The sequence below is a fragment of the Streptomyces saintjeani genome, assembly GCF_055409605.1.
In genome coordinates this window covers 8,488,855-8,507,405 of record NZ_CP189624.1, presented here as the reverse complement: position 1 = coordinate 8,507,405, position 18,551 = coordinate 8,488,855, and the positions used below count along the sequence as shown (strand labels likewise).

Annotated in this window: 18 protein-coding genes; 10 read left to right on the top strand and 8 right to left on the bottom strand. The window is 69.8% G+C overall.

The annotated features are described in order from the left end of the window. Positions 1-121 precede the first annotated feature (121 nt). Positions 122-823, bottom strand: coding sequence for a TetR/AcrR family transcriptional regulator (locus ACQCO7_RS38020; protein ID WP_464076072.1), 702 nt, complete (start codon positions 821-823; stop codon positions 122-124). A gap of 308 nt (positions 824-1,131) precedes the next feature. Here ACQCO7_RS38020 and ACQCO7_RS38015 point away from each other — a divergent pair, with 308 nt between their 5' ends. From ACQCO7_RS38015 to ACQCO7_RS37995, 5 genes are all read left to right on the top strand, one after another. After that, positions 1,132-3,324 carry an MMPL family transporter gene (locus ACQCO7_RS38015; protein ID WP_464076071.1) on the top strand — a complete coding sequence of 731 codons (2,193 nt, stop codon included), beginning with the start codon at positions 1,132-1,134 and terminating at the stop codon, positions 3,322-3,324. After that, positions 3,321-4,298: a hypothetical protein gene (locus ACQCO7_RS38010; protein ID WP_464076070.1), complete on the top strand. Its 978-nt coding sequence runs from the start codon at positions 3,321-3,323 to the stop codon at positions 4,296-4,298. Before ACQCO7_RS38015 ends, ACQCO7_RS38010 begins: the two co-directional genes overlap by 4 nt. Positions 4,299-4,496: 198 nt before the next feature. After that, positions 4,497-5,336 (top strand): IclR family transcriptional regulator, encoded by an 840-nt coding sequence (locus tag ACQCO7_RS38005; protein WP_464076069.1) that lies wholly within the window; start codon positions 4,497-4,499, stop codon positions 5,334-5,336. Positions 5,337-5,480: 144 nt separating this feature from the next. Beyond that, positions 5,481-5,726: an acyl carrier protein gene (locus tag ACQCO7_RS38000; protein WP_010352884.1), complete on the top strand. Its 246-nt coding sequence runs from the start codon at positions 5,481-5,483 to the stop codon at positions 5,724-5,726. 40 nt (positions 5,727-5,766) lie between these two features. Next, positions 5,767-7,029: a beta-ketoacyl-[acyl-carrier-protein] synthase family protein gene (locus ACQCO7_RS37995; RefSeq protein WP_464076068.1), complete on the top strand. Its 1,263-nt coding sequence runs from the start codon at positions 5,767-5,769 to the stop codon at positions 7,027-7,029. A 57-nt stretch (positions 7,030-7,086) separates the two neighbouring features. On the opposite strand, the gene ACQCO7_RS37990 is transcribed toward ACQCO7_RS37995, so the two are convergent. Next, positions 7,087-7,713 (bottom strand): MerR family transcriptional regulator, encoded by a 627-nt coding sequence (locus ACQCO7_RS37990; RefSeq protein WP_464076067.1) that lies wholly within the window; start codon positions 7,711-7,713, stop codon positions 7,087-7,089. A 110-nt stretch (positions 7,714-7,823) separates the two neighbouring features. On the opposite strand from ACQCO7_RS37990, the gene ACQCO7_RS37985 reads away from it, so the two are divergent. The 3 genes from ACQCO7_RS37985 to ACQCO7_RS37975 all read left to right on the top strand — a co-directional run bounded on the left by ACQCO7_RS37985 (position 7,824) and on the right by ACQCO7_RS37975 (position 11,153). Further along, the gene (locus ACQCO7_RS37985) at positions 7,824-8,204 is read left to right on the top strand and encodes a DUF3291 domain-containing protein (RefSeq protein WP_464076066.1); all 381 of its coding nucleotides are present in this window, start codon (positions 7,824-7,826) and stop codon (positions 8,202-8,204) included. Then, the gene (locus tag ACQCO7_RS37980; protein WP_464076065.1) at positions 8,201-9,625 is read left to right on the top strand and encodes an MFS transporter; all 1,425 of its coding nucleotides are present in this window, start codon (positions 8,201-8,203) and stop codon (positions 9,623-9,625) included. Before ACQCO7_RS37985 ends, ACQCO7_RS37980 begins: the two co-directional genes overlap by 4 nt. A gap of 82 nt (positions 9,626-9,707) precedes the next feature. Continuing rightward, positions 9,708-11,153, top strand: a complete 1,446-nt coding sequence (locus ACQCO7_RS37975; RefSeq protein WP_464076064.1) for a glyceraldehyde-3-phosphate dehydrogenase — start codon at positions 9,708-9,710, stop codon at positions 11,151-11,153. On the opposite strand, the gene ACQCO7_RS37970 is transcribed toward ACQCO7_RS37975, so the two are convergent. Beyond that, positions 11,150-11,827: an NUDIX domain-containing protein gene (locus ACQCO7_RS37970; protein ID WP_464077396.1), complete on the bottom strand. Its 678-nt coding sequence runs from the start codon at positions 11,825-11,827 to the stop codon at positions 11,150-11,152. The two genes, ACQCO7_RS37975 and ACQCO7_RS37970, sit on opposite strands and share 4 nt — an antisense overlap. Before the next feature lie 396 nt (positions 11,828-12,223). On the opposite strand from ACQCO7_RS37970, the gene ACQCO7_RS37965 reads away from it, so the two are divergent. Further along, positions 12,224-13,426 carry a DUF4241 domain-containing protein gene (locus tag ACQCO7_RS37965; RefSeq protein WP_464076063.1) on the top strand — a complete coding sequence of 401 codons (1,203 nt, stop codon included), beginning with the start codon at positions 12,224-12,226 and terminating at the stop codon, positions 13,424-13,426. A gap of 238 nt (positions 13,427-13,664) precedes the next feature. Here the strand turns inward: ACQCO7_RS37965 and ACQCO7_RS37960 are convergent, their stop codons facing one another. From ACQCO7_RS37960 to ACQCO7_RS37950, 3 genes are all read right to left on the bottom strand, one after another. After that, positions 13,665-13,877: a helix-turn-helix transcriptional regulator gene (locus ACQCO7_RS37960; protein ID WP_464076062.1), complete on the bottom strand. Its 213-nt coding sequence runs from the start codon at positions 13,875-13,877 to the stop codon at positions 13,665-13,667. Continuing rightward, entirely contained in the window at positions 13,874-14,293 is a 420-nt protein-coding gene (locus ACQCO7_RS37955; protein ID WP_464076061.1) for a hypothetical protein, read from the bottom strand. Before ACQCO7_RS37955 ends, ACQCO7_RS37960 begins: the two co-directional genes overlap by 4 nt. Positions 14,294-14,466: 173 nt before the next feature. After that, positions 14,467-15,576: an ABC transporter substrate-binding protein gene (locus tag ACQCO7_RS37950; protein WP_464076060.1), complete on the bottom strand. Its 1,110-nt coding sequence runs from the start codon at positions 15,574-15,576 to the stop codon at positions 14,467-14,469. A 152-nt stretch (positions 15,577-15,728) separates the two neighbouring features. Here ACQCO7_RS37950 and ACQCO7_RS37945 point away from each other — a divergent pair, with 152 nt between their 5' ends. After that, positions 15,729-16,205, top strand: coding sequence for a MarR family winged helix-turn-helix transcriptional regulator (locus tag ACQCO7_RS37945; protein WP_464076059.1), 477 nt, complete (start codon positions 15,729-15,731; stop codon positions 16,203-16,205). A 196-nt stretch (positions 16,206-16,401) separates the two neighbouring features. Here the strand turns inward: ACQCO7_RS37945 and ACQCO7_RS37940 are convergent, their stop codons facing one another. Both ACQCO7_RS37940 and ACQCO7_RS37935 read right to left on the bottom strand, forming a co-directional pair. Continuing rightward, positions 16,402-17,052: a gamma-glutamyl-gamma-aminobutyrate hydrolase family protein gene (locus ACQCO7_RS37940; RefSeq protein WP_464076058.1), complete on the bottom strand. Its 651-nt coding sequence runs from the start codon at positions 17,050-17,052 to the stop codon at positions 16,402-16,404. Then, on the bottom strand, positions 17,049-18,548 hold the full coding sequence (locus ACQCO7_RS37935) for an aldehyde dehydrogenase (RefSeq protein ID WP_464076057.1): 1,500 nt from the start codon (positions 18,546-18,548) through the stop codon (positions 17,049-17,051). The genes ACQCO7_RS37940 and ACQCO7_RS37935 overlap by 4 nt, the downstream gene beginning before the upstream one ends. Between the last annotated feature and the right edge of the window lie 3 nt (positions 18,549-18,551).

Here is an 18,551-nt window from a genome sequence, read left to right as displayed (position 1 = left end):
GGTACGGGAGGGGCGAAAACCACTTCACGCACGAAGGAAACCTGCCCGCATGCCGGAACCGGTGAGGGGGTGGCCCCGTCCAGGACCACCCCCTCCGGCCGAGCCGTACCGCCGCCTTCTCCTACCTCTCCGCGGACAGTCCCACCTGCCGCGCCAGCGCCGCGACGCCCTGCGTGAACAGCGCCTCCCGATCGTCGATGACCCTGTTGAACTGCCCCAGCACCTCGAAGCTGATGAGCCCGAAGAGCTGGGCCCAGGCGGCTGCGGCGGAGGCCACCGTGCAGGCGGGCAGCGAGCGGGCGGCGAGGAGGGGAAGGACGTCGGGGCTGAGGACGGCCTCGGCGTCGGCGGCCGACGCGGTGACGGCCAGTGCTCCCGCGGTGTGCGCCTTCTCCAGGACGCTCAGCAGGACGAGGGCGACCCGGGACGCGGGTGCGACGGTGTCCTGGGGGGCGTCGTACCCGGGGACGGGCGAGCCGTAGATGAGGGCGTACTCGTGGGGATGGGCGAGGGCCCAGGCGCGGACGGCCTTGCAGGTGGCGTGCCAGGCGTCCCACGGGGAGGAGCCGGCGGCCTGCGCGTACGCGGACTCCGCGGCGCCTCCGATCGCGTCGTACGCGTCGACGATCAGCGCTGTCAGCAGCTCGTCGCGGCTCGGGAAGTACCGGTAGAGGGCCGACGACACCATCCCCAGCTCGCGCGCGACGGCGCGCAGGGAGAGCCGGCCGGGCCCCTCCGTGGCGAGGTGCACGCGGGCCTGTTCCTTGATGGCCTGGGCGACTTCCGCACGGGCCCGCTCCTTGGCTCCTTGGATCACGTCCATACCGAGCAGTCTGCCATCCCGCGAAGCACCGACCAAGAGTGAGAGCAGCGCTCTTGCTTTGAGGCGGTGCTCACTGCAACACTGCTCCAGGAAAAGAGCAGCGCTCCGGAATGGGAGCGCCTCCCTACGTTTTCTCCCCGGGTCTCGCAGCGTGGCGTCCTCGCAGGTCAGCCGCCCGCACCCGGCTCCCCCACCCCTTCCAGGCCGTAGCCGTAGAGGAAGAAAGGACCCACGTGATGGTCACCTCGGTGCCATCCGGGAACGACAGGACGAACCGCCGCGGGCCGTGGTTCACCCTTCTCGCCGGAATGCTTTTCCTGCTCATCACCGCCGCCGCGAGCGCCGGAGTGCTGGACAACCTCAAGTCGGGCGGCTTCGACGACCCCGGCTCGGACTCGGTGGCCGCCGCCGAGGCCCTGGAGCGCTCCTTCCCGGACAGCCAGCCCAACCTGGTCGTCCTGGTGAAGGACGCGAAGGGAGGTGTCGACTCGGCCGCCGCCCGCACCAAGGCCGGTGAGATCGCCACGACGGTCAAGGGGACGGACGGCGCGCGCGTCGTCGCCTCCTACTGGACGACCGGCGACGCGTCCCTGCGCGCGAAGGACGCGGGCCTGGTCCTCGTCCGCGTGGACGGCGACGAGAACGCGTCGATCCGCACCGCCAAGAAGCTCCACGAGGAGCTCTCGGACCCCAAGGGCGCGGTCGCGGTCTCCTTCGGCGGCATCACCGCCATCAACAACGACATGAACAGCCAGGTGGAGAAGGACATCATCGCGGCGGAGACGATCGCGATCCCGATCACCCTGCTGCTGCTCGTCTTCGTCTTCCGGGGCCTGGTCGCGGCGCTGCTGCCGATGCTGCTCTCGGTCCTGACGATCGTCGGCGCGCTGGCGGCGGTGAACGTCGGCGCCCAGTTCACCTCGCTCTCGGTGTTCGCCGTCAACCTGATCACGGCGCTGGGCCTCGGCCTCTCGGTCGACTACAGCCTCCTGATCGTCACCCGCTACCGCGAGGAGCGCGCGGCCGGCCGCACCAACGCCGAGGCCCTGCGGATCACCCGCGTGACGGCGGGCCGTACGGTCGCGGTCAGCGGCGGCGTGGTCGGCGCGGCGCTGGCCACCCTGTTCGTCTTCGACCAGTACTTCCTGCGCTCGTTCGCGCTGGCCGGCATCGCCGTGGTGCTGTTCGCGGTGCTGGGTTCGCTGTACCTCCTTCCCGCGGCCCTCGTCCTGCTGGGCGACCGCATCGACAAGCTGGCCTTCAAGCGCCGCGGCCCCCGCCCGCGACAGGAGCCGGCCGAGACGTTCTGGGGCCGGATGGCGGGCCTCGCCTTCAAGCGCCCGGCGCTGCTGGCCACCCCGGTCATCGCGCTGCTGCTGCTCATGGCGGTGCCGTTCGCGAACGCCCAGTTCGGCGTGCCGGACGAGCGGGTGCTCCCGGCGGCGACCGAGAGCCGTGTGGTCACCGAGGCCGTACGCAACGACTTCGGCGCGGGCGACGACCGTGCGCTGAACGTCGTCTCGGAGGACTGGAAGGGTACGGAGGCGCAGCTCCAGCAGTACTCGGCCGCGCTGTCGAAGGTCTCCGGCGTGACGCAGGTGATCGGGGCGGCCGGGGTGTACAAGGACGGGGCCCGGGTGACCGTGCTGCCGGCCGCCGCTGCCGCCGGGTACCAGAAGGGCGACGCCGTCCGCATCCAGGTGCAGTCGGACGTCGTGCCGTACTCGGAGAAGGGCGGCGACCTCGCGCGCGCGGTCCGGGGGGTCGATCCCGAGGGCGGGAAGGTCCTGGTCGGCGGGCAGGCGGCGCAGCTCGTCGACATCACGCACTCCATCGCGGGCAAGCTGCCGCTGGCGATCGTCCTGATCAGCGTCTTCAGCCTGCTGTTCCTGTTCCTGCTGACGGGCAGCGTGCTGATGCCGATCAAGGCGCTCGTCTTCAACACACTGAGCCTGGTGGGCATCCTGGGCGTCGCCGTCTGGATCTTCCAGGACGGCCACCTCTCCGGCGCCCTCGACTTCACGGCGTCCCCGCTGGCCGTGTCGATGCCGGTGCTGATGTTCTGCATCGCCTTCGGCCTGTCGATGGACTACGAGGTGTTCCTGGTCGCCCGCATCAAGGAGCGCTACGACCGCACCGGCGAGCTGGAGGGCTCGGTGCGCGAGGGCCTGGGCGCGAGCGGGCCGGTGATCACCGCCGCGGCGGCCATCCTCGCCGTGTCCTTCTTCGCGATGCTGACCTCGGGCGTGTCCCTGATCAAGATGTACGGCCTGGCGACGGGCCTCGCGATCGTGGTCGACGCGTTCCTGGTGCGCGGGGTGCTGGTCCCGGCCTTCATGCGGGCGGCCGGCAACTACAACTGGTGGGCCCCGGCGCCCCTCAAGGCCGTGCACCGGCGCTTCGGCATCAAGGAGTCGCTGGAAGAGGAGCACGAAGCAGCCCCGGACGCCGGTACGGCGACGGCGGCTCCCGAACCCGAGCCGACGGGAAGCGCGCGATGACCGACACCCTGCCCCAGCTGCACAACGCGGCGGCAGCCGCCGCCCGCGCCGCCAACGCGCACAACACCCAGCCCTGGGAGCTGCGCCACCGGGGCGACCACATCGAGGTCGGCTGGGACACGCGCTACGCGCTCGGCCCGAGCGACCCCTCCCACCGCGACCTCAGGCTCTCCCTCGGCACGTACATCGAGACGTTCCTGATCTGCGCGAACACCGAGGGCACGGCCGTGCGCTTCGTGCCCGACTACGACGCGGGCGCGAAGCGCGTGGGCCGGATCGTGCCCGCCGAGCGCGCCGTACCGGACGTCGACCGGGCCGCCGACGTGGAGCGCAGGCGCGTCTGGCGCGGCCCCTGGAAGCCGGACCGGGTCGCCCCCGAGCTGCTGGAACAGGCCCAGTCCACCGCGCTCGAAGCCGGTTTCCGGATCGCCGTGGTGCCGACGGCGACCGCGCGTCCGCTGCTGATCCGCGCGTACCACTGGTTCTTCGGCCACGAGGGGATCGCGGCGGAACTCCTCGCCTGGACCCGCCTCTCGCCGAAGCACCCGGCGTACGCCGAGGACGGGCTGAACGACGTGATGCTCGTCCTCAACAAGGCGGAGCGCTCGGTGATGGGCCTCCTCTTCTCCCGTCCCGTCTACCGCGCGCTGCGCCCGCTGGGCCTGGTCAAGCTGCTGACGTCGCTGACGTCGAGCGCGACGAGCGGCGACGGGGACGTCCTGGTGATCCTCGGCCGCGACGCCGGTCCGGCGGACGAGGTCGAGGCGGGCCGGCTGGTGACCCGGCTGTGGCTGGACCTGTACCGGCAGGGTGTGTACGTCCATCCGCAGAGCCATGTCATCGACTGCCCCGGCACGCACGACGACCTGGCGCGGGTGTGCGCGGCCGAGCCGGGTGAGCGTCCGCTGGTGTTCTTCCGGGTCGGCCATCCGGCGAGCGACCCGGCGCTGCGGCCCCGGCACCCCCGGCGCTGAGCGGCTGTGCGCGGCGAAAGGGACGGGCACGTCCCGTCCCTTTCGCGCCCTCACCGTACGACGATTACCTGTCGTATTGGATTCACGCGCCCGTGGACACGGAAAATGTGAACACGCGAAGAACAACCTTCACAAGCTCTTCCCTAAGCTCCTTGAAAGTGCAATTATCAAGGTGTTTCCGTGGAAGGGAAATGCCCAATGGAACCACCCCTCACCCCCGAAGGACGCTCGGTCATCGAGCGCACCTTCGACGTCCTCGGTGCATTCGACTCGGGGAACGTGAGTCTTTCAGCCAGTGAAATAAGCAGGCGCGCCGGAATACCGGTCGCCACTACCTACCGAATAGTCTCCAAGCTGCTCGACTGGGGAGCGCTGGAGCGGATCGGCGCGAACAGGTACAGCATCGGCCTCCGGTTATGGGAGGTCGCCTCGCTCGCACCGAGGCACGCGGCTTTACGCGGGGCCGCGATATCGCCTATGCTTGATCTGCACGCGAAAACTCATTCCGTGGTGATGATTTCCGTCCGGGACCGCCGTGAGGGCGTTTGGCTGGAGTCCGTCTCGGGCAAGAGCGGCGCGCGACACAAGACCTGGTCGGCGGGAAACCGCTTCCCGCTGCACGCGACGGCCTGTGGTCTGGTGCTCCTCGCCCAGGCCCCGGCCACCGTGCGGGAGGAGATCTTCGCCGCCGGACTCCCCACGTACACGGACAGCACGGTCACCGACCCGGACGTCCTGCGGGGCCTGCTCGACAAGAACCAGAAGCGCGGATACGCCGTCTGCGGCGAGCAGTTGACCGAGGGCGTCGCCGGGATCTCGGTGCCCGTCCTCGACGGGAACGGCGTGGGCATCGGAGCCCTCGGACTCGTCACGGACTCCTCGGCCGCCCTCACCCCCCGGCACATCACCCTGACCCTCGAAACGTCCCGCCGCATCACCCGGGCCCTCGCCCCGCGCTCCCCCGAGAGCGAGCCGGCCCCCGCCACCGCCTCCCGGGGCGGACGCGGACGCAGGATCACGCGCCCCAGCTGCGCCTGACCACACGTGTCACCCGACAGGCCCCGCCCGAACGGAACCCGCCTCACGCCGGCCCGCCGGAACCGGACCCCGGCCGGCATCGCCCGCACACCACTCCCCCGCTCTCCTCCCCACCGAGCACGTCCCCCGGAACAGGAGCACCACGTGATCGCCACCCGCGACGAGATCCACGCCGGCCTCGCCGACATCGTCAGCGAGATCTCCGGAGTCCCGCTCGCCGACGTCCTCGGCGAGAAGTCGTTCCGCGACGACCTCGACGTCGACTCGCTCTCCCTGGTCGAGGTCGTCGTCGCCGCCGAGGAGCGTTTCGGGGTCGCCATCCCCGACGAGGCCGCCACCGACCTCAGGACGGTGGGCGACACCATCGAGTACATCCTCGCCAGCCGCTGACGGACCCGTACGTCCCTTCCCCGCTGTGGAGTGATTCGCAATGAACTCGTCAGATCGTCGTGTGGTCGTCACCGGGCTCGGAGCCACCACGCCGCTGGGCGGCACCGCCTCCGACACCTGGCAGGGGCTGATCGAAGGCCGCTGCGCCATCCGTCTCCTGGACCACGCCTGGACAGAGGACGTCGTCGTGCGCATCGGCGCCGAGATCGCCGTCGAACCGGAGAAGGTGCTGCCCCGCACCGAGCTGCGCAAGCTGGACCGCTCCGCGCAGTTCGCGCTGATCGCGGCCCGCGAGGCGTGGGCGGACGCCGGTTTCACCGGCCCCGCCGGTGACGGCGGCGAGGCCGACCCCGACCGGGTCGGCGTCGCGCTCTCGGCCAGCGTCGGCGGCGTGACCTCCATGCTCCACCAGTACGACATCCTCAAGGAGCAGGGCTTCCGCAAGGTCTCCCCGCACACGATCCCGATGATGCTGTCCAACACGCAGGCCGCCAACGTCGGCCTGGAGCTCAACGCCCGTGCCGGGGTTCACTCCGCCTCGAGCGCCTGTGCCTCCGGCGCCGAGTCCATCGCCTACGCGATCGAGATGATCCGCACCGGCCGGGCCGACGTGGTGGTGGCGGGCGGCACCGAGGCCGCGATCTGCGCTCTGAACATGGCCGCGTTCGGCAACATGATGGCGATGTCCAAGCGCAACGACGCGCCCGAGCGGGCCTCGCGCCCCTACGACACGGACCGCGACGGGTTCGTGATCGCGGAGGGCTGCGGAGTCGTCGTCCTGGAGTCGGCGGAGCACGCCGAGCGGCGCGGCGCGCGGGTGTACGCGGAGGCGGTGGGACAGGCGATGTCCTCGGACAGCCACCACATCACGCAGCCCGAGCCGTCGGGCCGGGGCATCGCGGCGGCGCTGTGCACGCTGCTCGACACGACGGACCTCACGCCCGCGCAGATCGTGCACGTCAACGCGCACGCGACGTCCACCCCGAAGGGCGACGTGGCCGAGATCAAGGCGCTGCGGAAGGTGTTCGGCGACGCCACCGACCACTTCGCGGTCTCCGCGACCAAGTCGATGACCGGGCATCTGCTCGGCGGCGCGGGCGGCGTGGAGACGGTCGCGGCGGTGCTGGCGCTGCACCACCGGCTCGCCCCGCCGACGATCAACATCGAGAACCTGGACCCGGAGGTGGAGGCCGACATCGTGCGCGACGAGCCGCGCGCGCTGCCGGACGGGCGGATCGCGGCGCTGAACAACTCGTTCGGCTTCGGCGGGCACAACGTGGTGCTGGCGTTCCGGACGCCGTGACGCAATTCCTCTGACGACAGGTCAGCTCCCCTCACCGAGAGGGGAGTTGGCCTGCTGTCAGTTGTGCCCGTGCCTGCGCGCCGACTCGTTCTGCTGCGCCAGGCGCCTGAGCGAGAGGAGCGCCGGTTCGAGGAGGACGGTCAGCAGGAGGGCGCGCTCGGCACTCTCCAACGGGTCGTCGATGCCGTCGAGTTGATCGAGGTCGAGTTCCGCGGTGCGCTCCGCGAGGCGGGCGTACGGCAGGAGGGTGTGGCGGTCGACAGGGGCGCCGAGCGAGCGCAGTGAGGCGATCGTCTCGGCGAGGGCGGTGCGGGCAGGAGCCCCGGCGTGCACGTTCCAGCCCAACTCGGCGATGAGGGCGTCGACTTCGGCGGCCCCGTCGGGCGCGGGCGACCCGGCCGGTTCGTCGGTGACGCTGATCGCGCCGATGACGAGGCCGAGCAGGATGTGCGGGTCGCCGCCGTACTCGGCGACGGCGTCGATGACGTGGCGGGCGGTGCTGACCGGCAGTCCGCGCACGCCGGTGAGCGCACGGATCAGACGCAGCCGCCGCAGGTGCTGTTCGTCGTACTCGGCCTGGGTGGCGGAGGTCTGACGGCCCGGCGGGAGCAGGCCCTCGCGCAGGTAGTACTTGATCGTCGTGACGGAGACGCCACTGCTGCGGCTCAGTTCGGACATGCGCATCGGTGGTGCTCCGCTCTGCCTCGCGGCCGTACGGTCTTGCGACTCTCGATTGGATACCTCTACTGTCTAACATAGATAGTGAAGGTATCTAATACTGGAAGGGCGCAGCCATGCCCACGCTCCGCTGGACCACCCCGACCCCGCCGGACACCGGCGCCCACCTCATGGCCTCCCGCTTCGAGGTCCGCACCCTCGCCGACGCCCTGCGCTTCCTGCTGAAGACCCCCTCGGTCTGGAAGCAGGCCAAGGGCGCGCCGGGCGCGTACGGCGCCTCGCTGATCGCCGAGCCCCTGAAGCGCACGTTCTGGACCCTGTCGGCCTGGGAGAGCGAGGAGGCGCTGTACGCGTACGCCCGCGCCGAGCCGCACAGGTCGGCGATGACCGGCCTGCGGTCGACGATGAAGTCCGCCACCTTCACCTACTGGACGGGCCCGCCCGCGATCGACTGGACCGACGCAAAGAACCGCCTGGCCGAGGAGGCGGCGAAGTGACGCGCGCCGAGACCCGCCGCGTCCCCCTGTGGCTCGCGATCGTCGCCGCGAGCGTCCCCATGTTCATGGTCGCCCTCGACAACCTGGTCGTCTCCACGGCCCTGCGCACCCTGGCCGTCGACCTCCGGGCGAGCACCCAGGAACTCCAGTGGTTCGTCAACGCGTACGTCCTGGGCTTCGCCTGCCTCCTGATGACCGGCGCCGCGCTCGGTGACCGCTTCGGGCGGCGGCGGGTCTTCGTCGCCGGGATCGCGTTGTTCACGCTCGCCTCGATGGGGTGCGGACTCGCCGGCACCAGTGGGCAGTTGATCGCGTTCCGGGCGATACAGGGGTTCGGCGCGGCGGCGGTGATGCCCCTGTCGCTGACCCTGTTGTCGCAGGCGGTCCCGGACCGGCTGCGGGGGCTCGCGCTCGGTGTGTGGTCCGGGGTGAGCGGGCTGGCCGTGGCGATGGGTCCCGTGGTCGGCGGGGCGGTCGTCGAGGGGCTGGACTGGCGGTGGATCTTCTGGGTCAACGTGCCGGTGTGCGTGATCGCGATCCCGCTCGTGTACGTCGCCCTCAAGGAGAGCCGGCTGCCGGGCACCCGCCTCGACCTGGGCGGGATGGTGCTCGCGGCGACCGGTCTGTGCGCGGTGGTGTGGGGGATCGTGCACGGCGAGACCGACGGCTGGACCTCGGGGACGGTGCTGGGCGCGTTCGCGGCGGGTGTCGCCCTGCTCGCGGCGTTCGTCGCCTGGGAGGCGCGCGCGCCGCAGCCGATGCTGCCGCTGCCGTTCTACCGGGTGCGGGCGTTCACGCTGGCCAACGTCGTCTCGGCGGCGATGTACTTCGGGGTGTTCGGCTCCCTCTTCCTGCTCTCCCAGTACCTCCAGATCGCGCCGCCGCGCACGCCGCTGGAAGCGGGGGTCCGCACGCTGCCGTGGACGCTGATGCCGATGTTCGTCGCACCGGTCGCCGGGATCCTCACGGACCGGGTCGGCGGCGGACGGCTGATGGCGCTCGGGCTGTTCCTCCAGGGCGTCGGGCTCGGCTGGATCGACCTCGTCGCCGGGACCGGCACGGCGTACGCGGCGCTCGTGGGGCCGATGGTCGTCGCCGGGATCGGGATGGGGTTCGTGTTCGCGCCGACGGCGGCCGTGGTGCTCGGCTCGGTGGCCAAGGAGCACGCGGGGAAGGCTTCGGGTGCGAACAGCACGGTCCGCGAGGTCGGGGGCGCGCTCGGGATCGCCGTACTCGGCACGGTGTTCGTGGCGCACGGGGACAGCGGGAGTACGCAGGGGTTCGTGGACGGGCTGAGGCCGGCCGTGTGGGCCGGGGTCGTCGTGGTGTTCGCGGGGGCGGTGTGCGCGCTCGGGATTCCGCGGCCGGAGCGCACGAAAGAGCGGCCCGAGCGTGTACGAGATCACGTCCAGGCCCACTAGACCGCTCATATGAACGCCGGGTTACCATTTGAGCGCCGTCCGCTCGTGCACATGAGCGCCGCCTAGCTCGAAAGAGAGCGTTGTGACCCTCAACGAGGACTCGTTCACCCACTGGATGAACCGCGAGGAGACCGCGGAGTCGATGATCCCGGTCATCGGGAAGCTGCACCGTGAACGGGACGTGACCGTCCTCGTGCACAGCCGCTCCCTGGTGAACAAGTCGGTCGTCAGCATCCTGAAGACCCACCGGTTCGCCCGCCAGATCGCGGGCGAGGAGCTGTCGGTCACCGAGACGATGCCCTTCCTCCAGGCGCTCACCGCGCTCGACCTCGGCCCCTCGCAGATCGACCTCGGGCTGCTCGCCGAGAGCCACCGCGCCGACGAACGCGGCCTGAGCGTCGAGGAGTTCACGGCCGAGACGGTGGCCGGGGCGACCGGCGCAAACAAGATCCAGCGGGGCTCGGGACGGGACGTCGTCCTGTACGGCTTCGGCCGTATCGGACGGCTCGTGGCCCGCCTGCTGATCGAGAAGTCCGGCTCCGGCAACGGCCTGCGCCTGCGCGCGATCGTCGTACGCGGCGGCGGCCCCGGCGACCTCGTCAAGCGGGCCTCCCTGCTGCGCCGGGACTCGATCCACGGCCAGTTCCACGGCACGATCACCGTCGACGAGGCGGCCGGCACGATCACCGCCAACGGCAACGAGATCAAGGTGATCTACGCGGACGACCCCGCCGAGATCGACTACACCGCGTACGGCGTCTCCAACGCGATCCTCATCGACAACACCGGCAAGTGGCGCGACCGCGCGGGGCTGAGCGAGCATCTGCGGCCCGGCATCGACAAGGTGCTGCTGACCGCGCCCGGCAAGGGCGACGTACCGAACATCGTGCACGGCGTGAACCACCACACGATCAAGCCGGACGAGCGGATCCTGTCCTGCGCGTCCTGCACGACGAACGCGATCGTGCCGCCGCTGAAGGCGATGGACGACGCGTTCGGCGTCGAGCGCGGGCACGTCGAGACGGTGCACTCGTTCACCAACGACCAGAACCTGCTGGACAACTTCCACAAGTCCGAGCGCCGGGGCCGCTCCGCACCGCTCAACATGGTGATCACGGAGACGGGCGCCGCCTCCGCCGTCACGAAGGCGCTGCCGGACCTGAAGGCGAGGATCACCGGCAGCTCGATCCGGGTGCCCGTCCCGGACGTCTCCATCGCGATCCTCAACCTCCAACTGGCCCGCGAGACCACCCGCGAGGAGGTCCACGACTACCTGCGTGAGGTGTCGCTGACCTCCCCGCTGCGGCGGCAGATCGACTTCACGACCGCGCCCGACGCCGTCTCCAGCGACTTCATCGGCTCCCGGCACGCCTCGATCGTCGACGCGGGCGCGCTGAAGGTGGAGGGCGACAACGCGATCCTCTACCTCTGGTACGACAACGAGTTCGGGTACTCCTGCCAGGTGGTGCGGGTCGTGCAGCACGTGTCGGGCGTCGAGTACCCGACGTTCCCCGCGACGGCCGTCTAGAGCGGGGTCCCCTCCCGCAGGCAGAGCGTCGCGCCGCTCGCCGCCGCCTCGTACAGCGCGCGCAGGGTGCGCAGGTGGGGCGGGGTGAGCAGGCCGTCGAGGTCGGCGGGGTGGTGGAAGGCGTAGCGGTCGTGCTCCTCGCTGAGGCCGATGAGGGTGTCTTCGGGGAGCGTGCCGCCGTAGAAGTAGCAGTCGAGGACGGGGCCGCAGTCCTCGACGTCCGCGCGGTGGTCGATGCCGATCAGGCGGGGCACGGCGGGGATCGTCAGGCCCGCCTCCTCGCGCAGTTCGCGGCGGGCCGCCGTCCAGGGGTCCTCGCCGTGGTCGAGCATGCCGCCGGGGGAAGCAGGCGGGTTCGCTGTTTTCTGGACCAGAGGTCGTAGGAACCCGCGCGTGAGTGCGTCATAGGCAGCTCTGAGCGTGGTGGGTTCGTGGTCGAGCAGGCTGGGCGAGTAGTCCGTTGGACGTGTCAGTGACAACGGGTGGCGGGCGGTGAGGTCCATGGCGGAGAACGCGCCATCGTGGATGCGCAGGGCGAGGCGGCTCTGGTGCAGGACGTCGAGCACGTCGAGGATGTGCTGGGTGCCGCGTACGAGGCGGAACATCTCGGAGATGTGCACGGTGTCGCCCGGCCGCGCGTACGTCAGCAGGTCGCCGAACTTCGGGCGCTCCAGCGGATGGAGGCGCCGCCCTCTTCCAGCCTGCGAGCCAGGCGGTCAGTCGCTCCGCCTCTTTGGGGCAACCGACGGAATTCGTTGACCAGCCGTAACGTGGCTTCCGCCGGGTTGGATTCCCGCGCAGGAGTGCCCACGTTCCCGCTCCTGAGCGTCGGCGCTGGCGCGAACGCACGCATCACCGATGGCCCGCCGAACCGACTGTGTTTCGTCACCTGGGGTGGCCCATTGCGTCGGTAACCCCAGGTTGCAGGCCTCCCACAGTCCTCTGTGTCACACCTCAGTGGCAGACTGCGCCACAACGAAGCTTGGGAGGGGCAGGGCGTTGCGGCAGGGGTCACCCGTCGAGCGTCACTGCTCGGGGGTGGCTGGTGCCACAGGGGGAGATGTGCGGCTGTGATCTTCGACAGTCTTGATGTGTCGTACGGCGAGATGTGGGGTTCCTATCGGGGAATGACCCATCCTGACCCGATGTCGCGCGCGCTCGCGGCACGCAAGCATGCTGCCGGGATGGATTACGCGGTTCTGCTGTCCGCGCGGGAGCGACCGCTGGCACTGGTCGAATACTGGCCGCGCCGGATGTGGCGTGTGTATCTGTTCGACGACAGGTCCTGGTGCATGCAGATGATCGACCTCAAGCCGCACAGCACGGGGATGTTGCTGGCTCAGCGGAACACCCGATGGCAGTTTTCCAACGAGCAGGAGTACTCGTCCTCGAAGTGGGATGTTCAGGAGACCACGACCGTCTCGGCCGATGGGCAGGTCGAGGTGAGGTCCGAGTTCGCCGGGCCGAGGGGAGCGTCGACGGAGCCACTGCACGCTCGAACATCCGGCCCGTCGAGTGTCCCCGTGCGGCGGTTCGCGGCGCCCGTCGAAGGCTTCCTCTGTCCCGTACCGGAATTCGGCGACTGGCAGGTGTTCGCGCCGTTCCTCGCCCAGCAGGGCCACGAGCCCGCCATGACTGTAGTCCTGAACGACGTGTCGGTGGACGAAGGGTCGGGACCACTGCGCGCCACCGGAATCGAGCAACTGTTCAGCCCGGGTGCGTGTGACACCCCGGATGGGCCGGCCGTCGTCGAGCTCGTTGACGCCGGCGTGCTGCGGATCACGTCAGGGCAGCTGGCGGTCTCGGACCCCGGCTGGACCAGAGACCCGCGGACCGTCACTGTGCCACCGGGCGAGTTCCCGGTCACGCTGTCGCTATTGCGCACGACACGCGGGGGCTGCGTCGCCGCGGCCAGGGTGACGTTCGTGGACATCCCGCCCCGCGAGTGGGAAATGGTCCTCCGGCCCGACGAGGACCTCGGGCTGCTCGGCGAGGGCCAGTTCTACGGGGTTGGCATGGATACCGGCACAGCGGCTTTCATGGATGCGACTCGGACGGTGATCGAAGACCAGCTGGACGAGGACCTGTTCATACCCCTCGACAGCCAATTCAGCGTCGAACTGCCCAGCACGGAGCCCGAGCCGAACCTCATCGCCTTCCGTGCCGGCCGGGGCGACGGAGCCTACCCCGTCTGGATCGGCCGCGCCGATGACGGACAGGTTGGTTGCGTCGTCGTCGACTTCCAGCTCCATTCCACCGACGGGGGAGAGTAAGGAAGCGCTGAACCGCACCCCAGGACCATCACGTTCTGCTACATGACGGGTGGCGGCAGCTGTACGAGAACACGGCTCGGTGTCCTTTGACAGCGAAGTCAGTCGCTCGGGTCGCACTGCCCTGCATCGACTGGATTGGACGGCAAACGATCACATGAGGGTTGCTGGTGTTCCTGAGGGACGTGTCAGGAGCCGCAGACCGCAGCCTCAGCTGCCCGGGTTGCACGCGTCCCGGCGTTCACGGCTTGGAGTCCGTGTCCTCGTCCGGGGAGAAAAGATCCTCGATCGGTTCGCCGAACACGACGGCGATCTTGAACGCGAGCGGCAGGCTCGGGTCGTAGCGGCCCGTTTCGATGGCGTAGACCGTTTGCCGGGAGACGCCGAGGCGGTCGGCGAGGTCAGCCTGGCTCCAACGACGCATCGCCCGCAGTTCCCTGAGCCGGTTCTTCATCGGGTTCGCGGGGTCTTGAACAGCAGGGCTGCGATCCAGATCAGGATGCTCACGATGAAGCTGATCTGGACCAGCTGCCGCAGGTCGCCCACGCCGGCTGCCGGGAGAAGCCCGACGGTGTGGATCGACACGACCAGCACGCCGAACCCGATCGCCAGGGCCTCGAGCCGGCAACGGCGCTGGTACTCGTCGGCGCGGCGCAGGCTCCTGATCACGGCCCGGACGACCCACAGCGCCGGCGCGAGATTCAGCAGCGACCAGAACAGTTTCCATGAGCCCGCCGAACCGAAGAGGCCGAACTCCGAGATCAGGCTGAGCAACACGAGGCCGATGACCGCCGGCAACCAGTCGAGGAACCAGGCGCGGGCGCGGACTATGTCGCTTCGGCTCTGGCGGTTCTCCTGCGATTCCTCCATGCGGCAAACGTAAAGGTGACTTGTCTTAACGTCAGGCACCCTTGTCACGTGGCGGTGGACGTGAGCATCGACCACCGCCCCTGAGGCTCCGCGCGCCGCACGAAATAGCCCGGAGCGTGCCGACGCTCTCGCTCACCGTCACGCCAACAGAGTCCCAGTATTAGGACTAGATGTCAGCGGCGTCCGGGGTGCAGTCCCAGCCAGCCCGGGGACGGTGCTCCGGTGACCTCGCCGACGTAGAGGGTCAGCTGCTGTCGGAAGCGTTCGACGAGGGCGCGGTCGGCCATGAACGTGTCGAAGCCGTCCAGGTTGGCGTTGGGGTAGTCCCAGATGGGGCGGTAGCCGGCGTGGGGGGCGACGTCGGTGCGGACGGACCACATGTAGAAGTCGGACTGGGTCTGCTTGTCGATCCACCAGTTCAGGTACAGCTTGGCGGCGGCCGGGTGCTTGGCGTCCTTGAAGATGGCTGCGCGCTGGGCCCAGGCCATGAAGGGATCGCTCTTCGGCAGGACGAAGCGGGTCTTGACTCCGGCAGCCGGGGTCAGCATGCCGTCGGTGCCGAGGGCGACGGCCGCGGTGCCGGCCTCGACCCGGTCGGCGGGTTCCTGGGTGCCGCGTACCCAGGCGATGTCCTGGGCGACGAAGCGGCGCAGCCAGTCCCAGCCGTACGTGTCGACGATGACCTTGTAGAGGTAGAGGACGGCGTCGTCGTCGTTCGGGAACGTCGAGACGATCTTCCCCTTCCAGCGGGGGTCGAGGAGGTCCCGGGCGGAGGCGGGCGCAGCGGCCCCGGCCTTGTCGACGTTGTAGATCGTGGAGAACGCGTCGACGAAGATGCCGGTCCAGGCGCCGTCGGGGTCCTTGAAGGCGGGGTGTACGCGCGAGAAGCCGGCCGGCTTGTAGCAGCGCAGTACCCCTTCCCTCTTCCATCGCGGGAAGTCCTGCAGCGTCTGCAGCTGGACGACGTCGGGGACGAGGGTGCCGGTGGCGAGCTGGTTGTCGATGCGGGCGTCGTGGAACTTGCTGTAGTCCACGACGATGTCGAGCGTGATGCCGGGGAACGCCTTCTCGAAGGCGGCCTTGTTGCCGTCCTGCTGGGTCGCGGTGTCGCCGCCCGCGTAGACGGTCAGTGCGCCGCCTTCCGCCTTCGCCTCGCGGTACAGCTGCTCCAGGCCCTTCGTCTCCTCTCCGCGTCCCGTGGCGTGCGCCGTTCCGGCACCCAGAGCACCTGCGGCGGCGGTGAGTGAGCCTGCGACGAGTACCTGACGTCGTCCGAGTGACATGGGGGGGTCCCTTCGGTGTGATGCGGGGTGATCGACACAGGGAAAGTATCTGCAAAGGCAGCGATATTACAAGCTTCAAGAACAGAAGGGTCGTCTATTATCCGCATAAACACCCATATGGCGGGCTAGAATATTGCTGTACTGTCAGGTTTATGAGTGAGCTTGTGAACGATGAGGCAGTCGTCCTGTACGGCGACATACTGCGCCTGACCGACGCCTTCGGTGGACGGGCCGAGCACACGATCCGCGAGGCCGCCGGGCTCGGCGGGTCCGAGTTCGAGGTGCTGCTGCGTCTGGCGCGGCATCCGCAACGCCGTACCACCAGCGCCCGCCTCGCCGAGGACCTCTCCTTCACCTCCGGCGGTCTGACCCGGCTGATCGCCCGTATGGAGGAGGCCGGGCTGATCGCCCGGCATCCTCACCCCGAGGACCGCAGGGCCTCCCTCCTGGAGGCCACCGAGAAGGGCAACGACCTGCTGGAGCGCGCCCTCGCCGCGCACGTCCCGCAGATGACCGCCGACCTGATGGAACCGCTCACCGTCGTCGAGCGGTTGATCCTGCGCGCGCTGGTGACCAAGCTGCTCGCCCACTCCGCGCGCGGCACGGTCGCCACGCCTGCTGGGCCGTGACCGGCCCTTCGCCGCGAAGACCCCCGGAAACGGAGCACCTCCGGGAAGATCTTCCTGATCGGTGCCAACGGCATGACCGGCTCCCGCACCACCGTTGGTTTCACCGCAGCGGGGCGGGAGGAGTCCATGGCCGGGCCGGGTCGGACAACGGGTCTCCTTTGGCCTCACCGCCTGTCCGAGGCGCGCGTGGAGAGGCTCAAGCGGCCCTGATCAGCTCTTCGAACAGGGCTTGGTTCGCGGGGTCGTCCGCGGCCGTGTCCTCGGGGTGCCACTGAACACCGAGGAACCAGCCCTCGGCACCGCGCAGCTCTACGGCCTCGATCGTGCCGTCCTCGGCCCCGGCGACGACGCGCAGACCGGTGCCCAGCTCGTCGATCCGCTGGTGGTGGTAGCAGGAGACGACCACCTTCTCGCCCCGGAACACGACCGGGTGCACGAGGTGCCGGTGGTCGGGCTCCATATGCTGTTGCAGCGTGCCGCCGAGGGCCACGTTGACCACGTGCAGGCCACGGCAGATCGCCAGCAGTGGCATCCCGGCTCCCAGCGCGTGCCTGGCCACGGCCAGGTCGAAGGCGTCTAATTCTTCACTCACGTCGTAGACGGCTTCGTGTACGGTGCGCGCACCGTAACGGTGCGGTGCCAGATCGCCGCCGCCGGGCAGCAGCACGGCGTCGCACCGGCTCATCCGTGCTCCGATCCGGTCCTTGTCGGCGGGATGCATGATGAACGGTTCCCCGCCCGCCCGGTAGACGGCCTCGACGAGGGCCTGCGCGGCGACCTCGGCGGAGTACCGCAGGGCCGAGGTGGTGGCGGCCACGCGGGCGGGGATGGCGACGAGTGGTCTCACAGCCGAATCCAGGTGGTCTTGAGCTCGGTGTACTTCTCCAGGGCGTGCAATGACTTGTCCCGGCCGTTGCCCGATTGCTTGTAGCCGCCGAAGGGCACGTCGAGGCCGCCTTCCTCGTAGCAGTTGATCCAGACGGTTCCCGCCTTGAGCTGCCGCCCGACCAGGTGCGCGGTGGACAGGTCCGAGGTCCAGAGCCCGGCGGCCAGGCCGTAGTCGGTGTCGTTCGCCAGGGCCACCGCCTCGTCGGTCGTGTCGAAGGTCAGCACCGACAGGACGGGGCCGAAGATCTCCTCCCGGCTGAGCCGGGAGGCGGGAGCGACCTGGTCGAAGACGGTGGGTTCCAGGTAGAGGCCGCCCGGTGAGAGCCCGCCGGTGCGCAGCCGGGCGCCTTCGGGATCGGAGAGGTATGTGCTGATCGTGGCGAACTGGCGGGCGGTGGCGATCGGGCCCATCTCGGTGGCCGGGTCCAGCGGGTCGCCGATCCGCAGCGACCGCGCCCGTTCCACGACGGCCGACACGACCCGCTCGGCGACGGAGGTGTGGACGAGCAGCCGGGAGGGTGCGGTGCACATCTCCCCGGAGTTGAAGAAGATGCCCCAGGCCGCGGTGGCCGCCGCCGTATCGAGCGAGGGCGCGTCCGGGAAGACGATGTTGGGCGACTTGCCGCCCAGCTCCAGCCAGACGCGCTTGAGGTTGGAGTCGGCCGAGTAGCGCAGGTAGTGGCGGCCGACCTCGGTGGACCCGGTGAACGCCACGACGTCGACGTCCGGGTGCAGGCCGAGGGCCGTGCCGGCGAGCTTGCCCTGACCCGTGACGACGTTGAGGACACCCGGCGGCACTCCGGCCTCGGACGCCAGCTCGGCCAGGCGGAGCGCGGACAGGGGCGTCTGCTCGGAGGGCCGCAGCACCACCGTGCAGCCCGCCGCCAGGGCCGGGGCGATCTTCCAAGTGCCGAGGGTGAGGGGGAAGTTCCACGGCACGATCGCGGCCACCACGCCGATAGGCTCACGGGTCACCAGGGCAAGTGCGTCGGCACCGGCCTGCGGGATCTCGCCGGCCGGCTGGCCGACCAGAGAGCCGTAGTACCGCAGCGTGTTGACGACCGCGCGCAGTTCGATGCCGTACGCGTCGGAGATCGGTTTGCCCATTTCCAGGCTGATGAGCAGCGCCAGTTCGCAGCGGTGGGTCTCCACCAGTTCGGCCAGTCTGAGCAGGACGCCGCCGCGTTCGAGTGGGTCGAGCCGGGGCCACGGGCCATGGTCGAACGCCCGCCGGGCGGCCGCCACCGCCCGGTCGACGTCCTCCTGTCCGGCGTCGGCGACCTCGGCGAGCACTGACTCGTCGCGTGGGGAGATCACCGGGTACGTCCGCCCGGAGAGGAACAGTTCGCCGCCGTCGACGTGGTGCCGTGTCGGTGGGCTGAGGGCCGAGGCCAGGGCTTTCCAGTCCGTGTGCGTCATTCCTGCGGCCGTGGCGTCCGGTATGAGGTCTGGCATGAG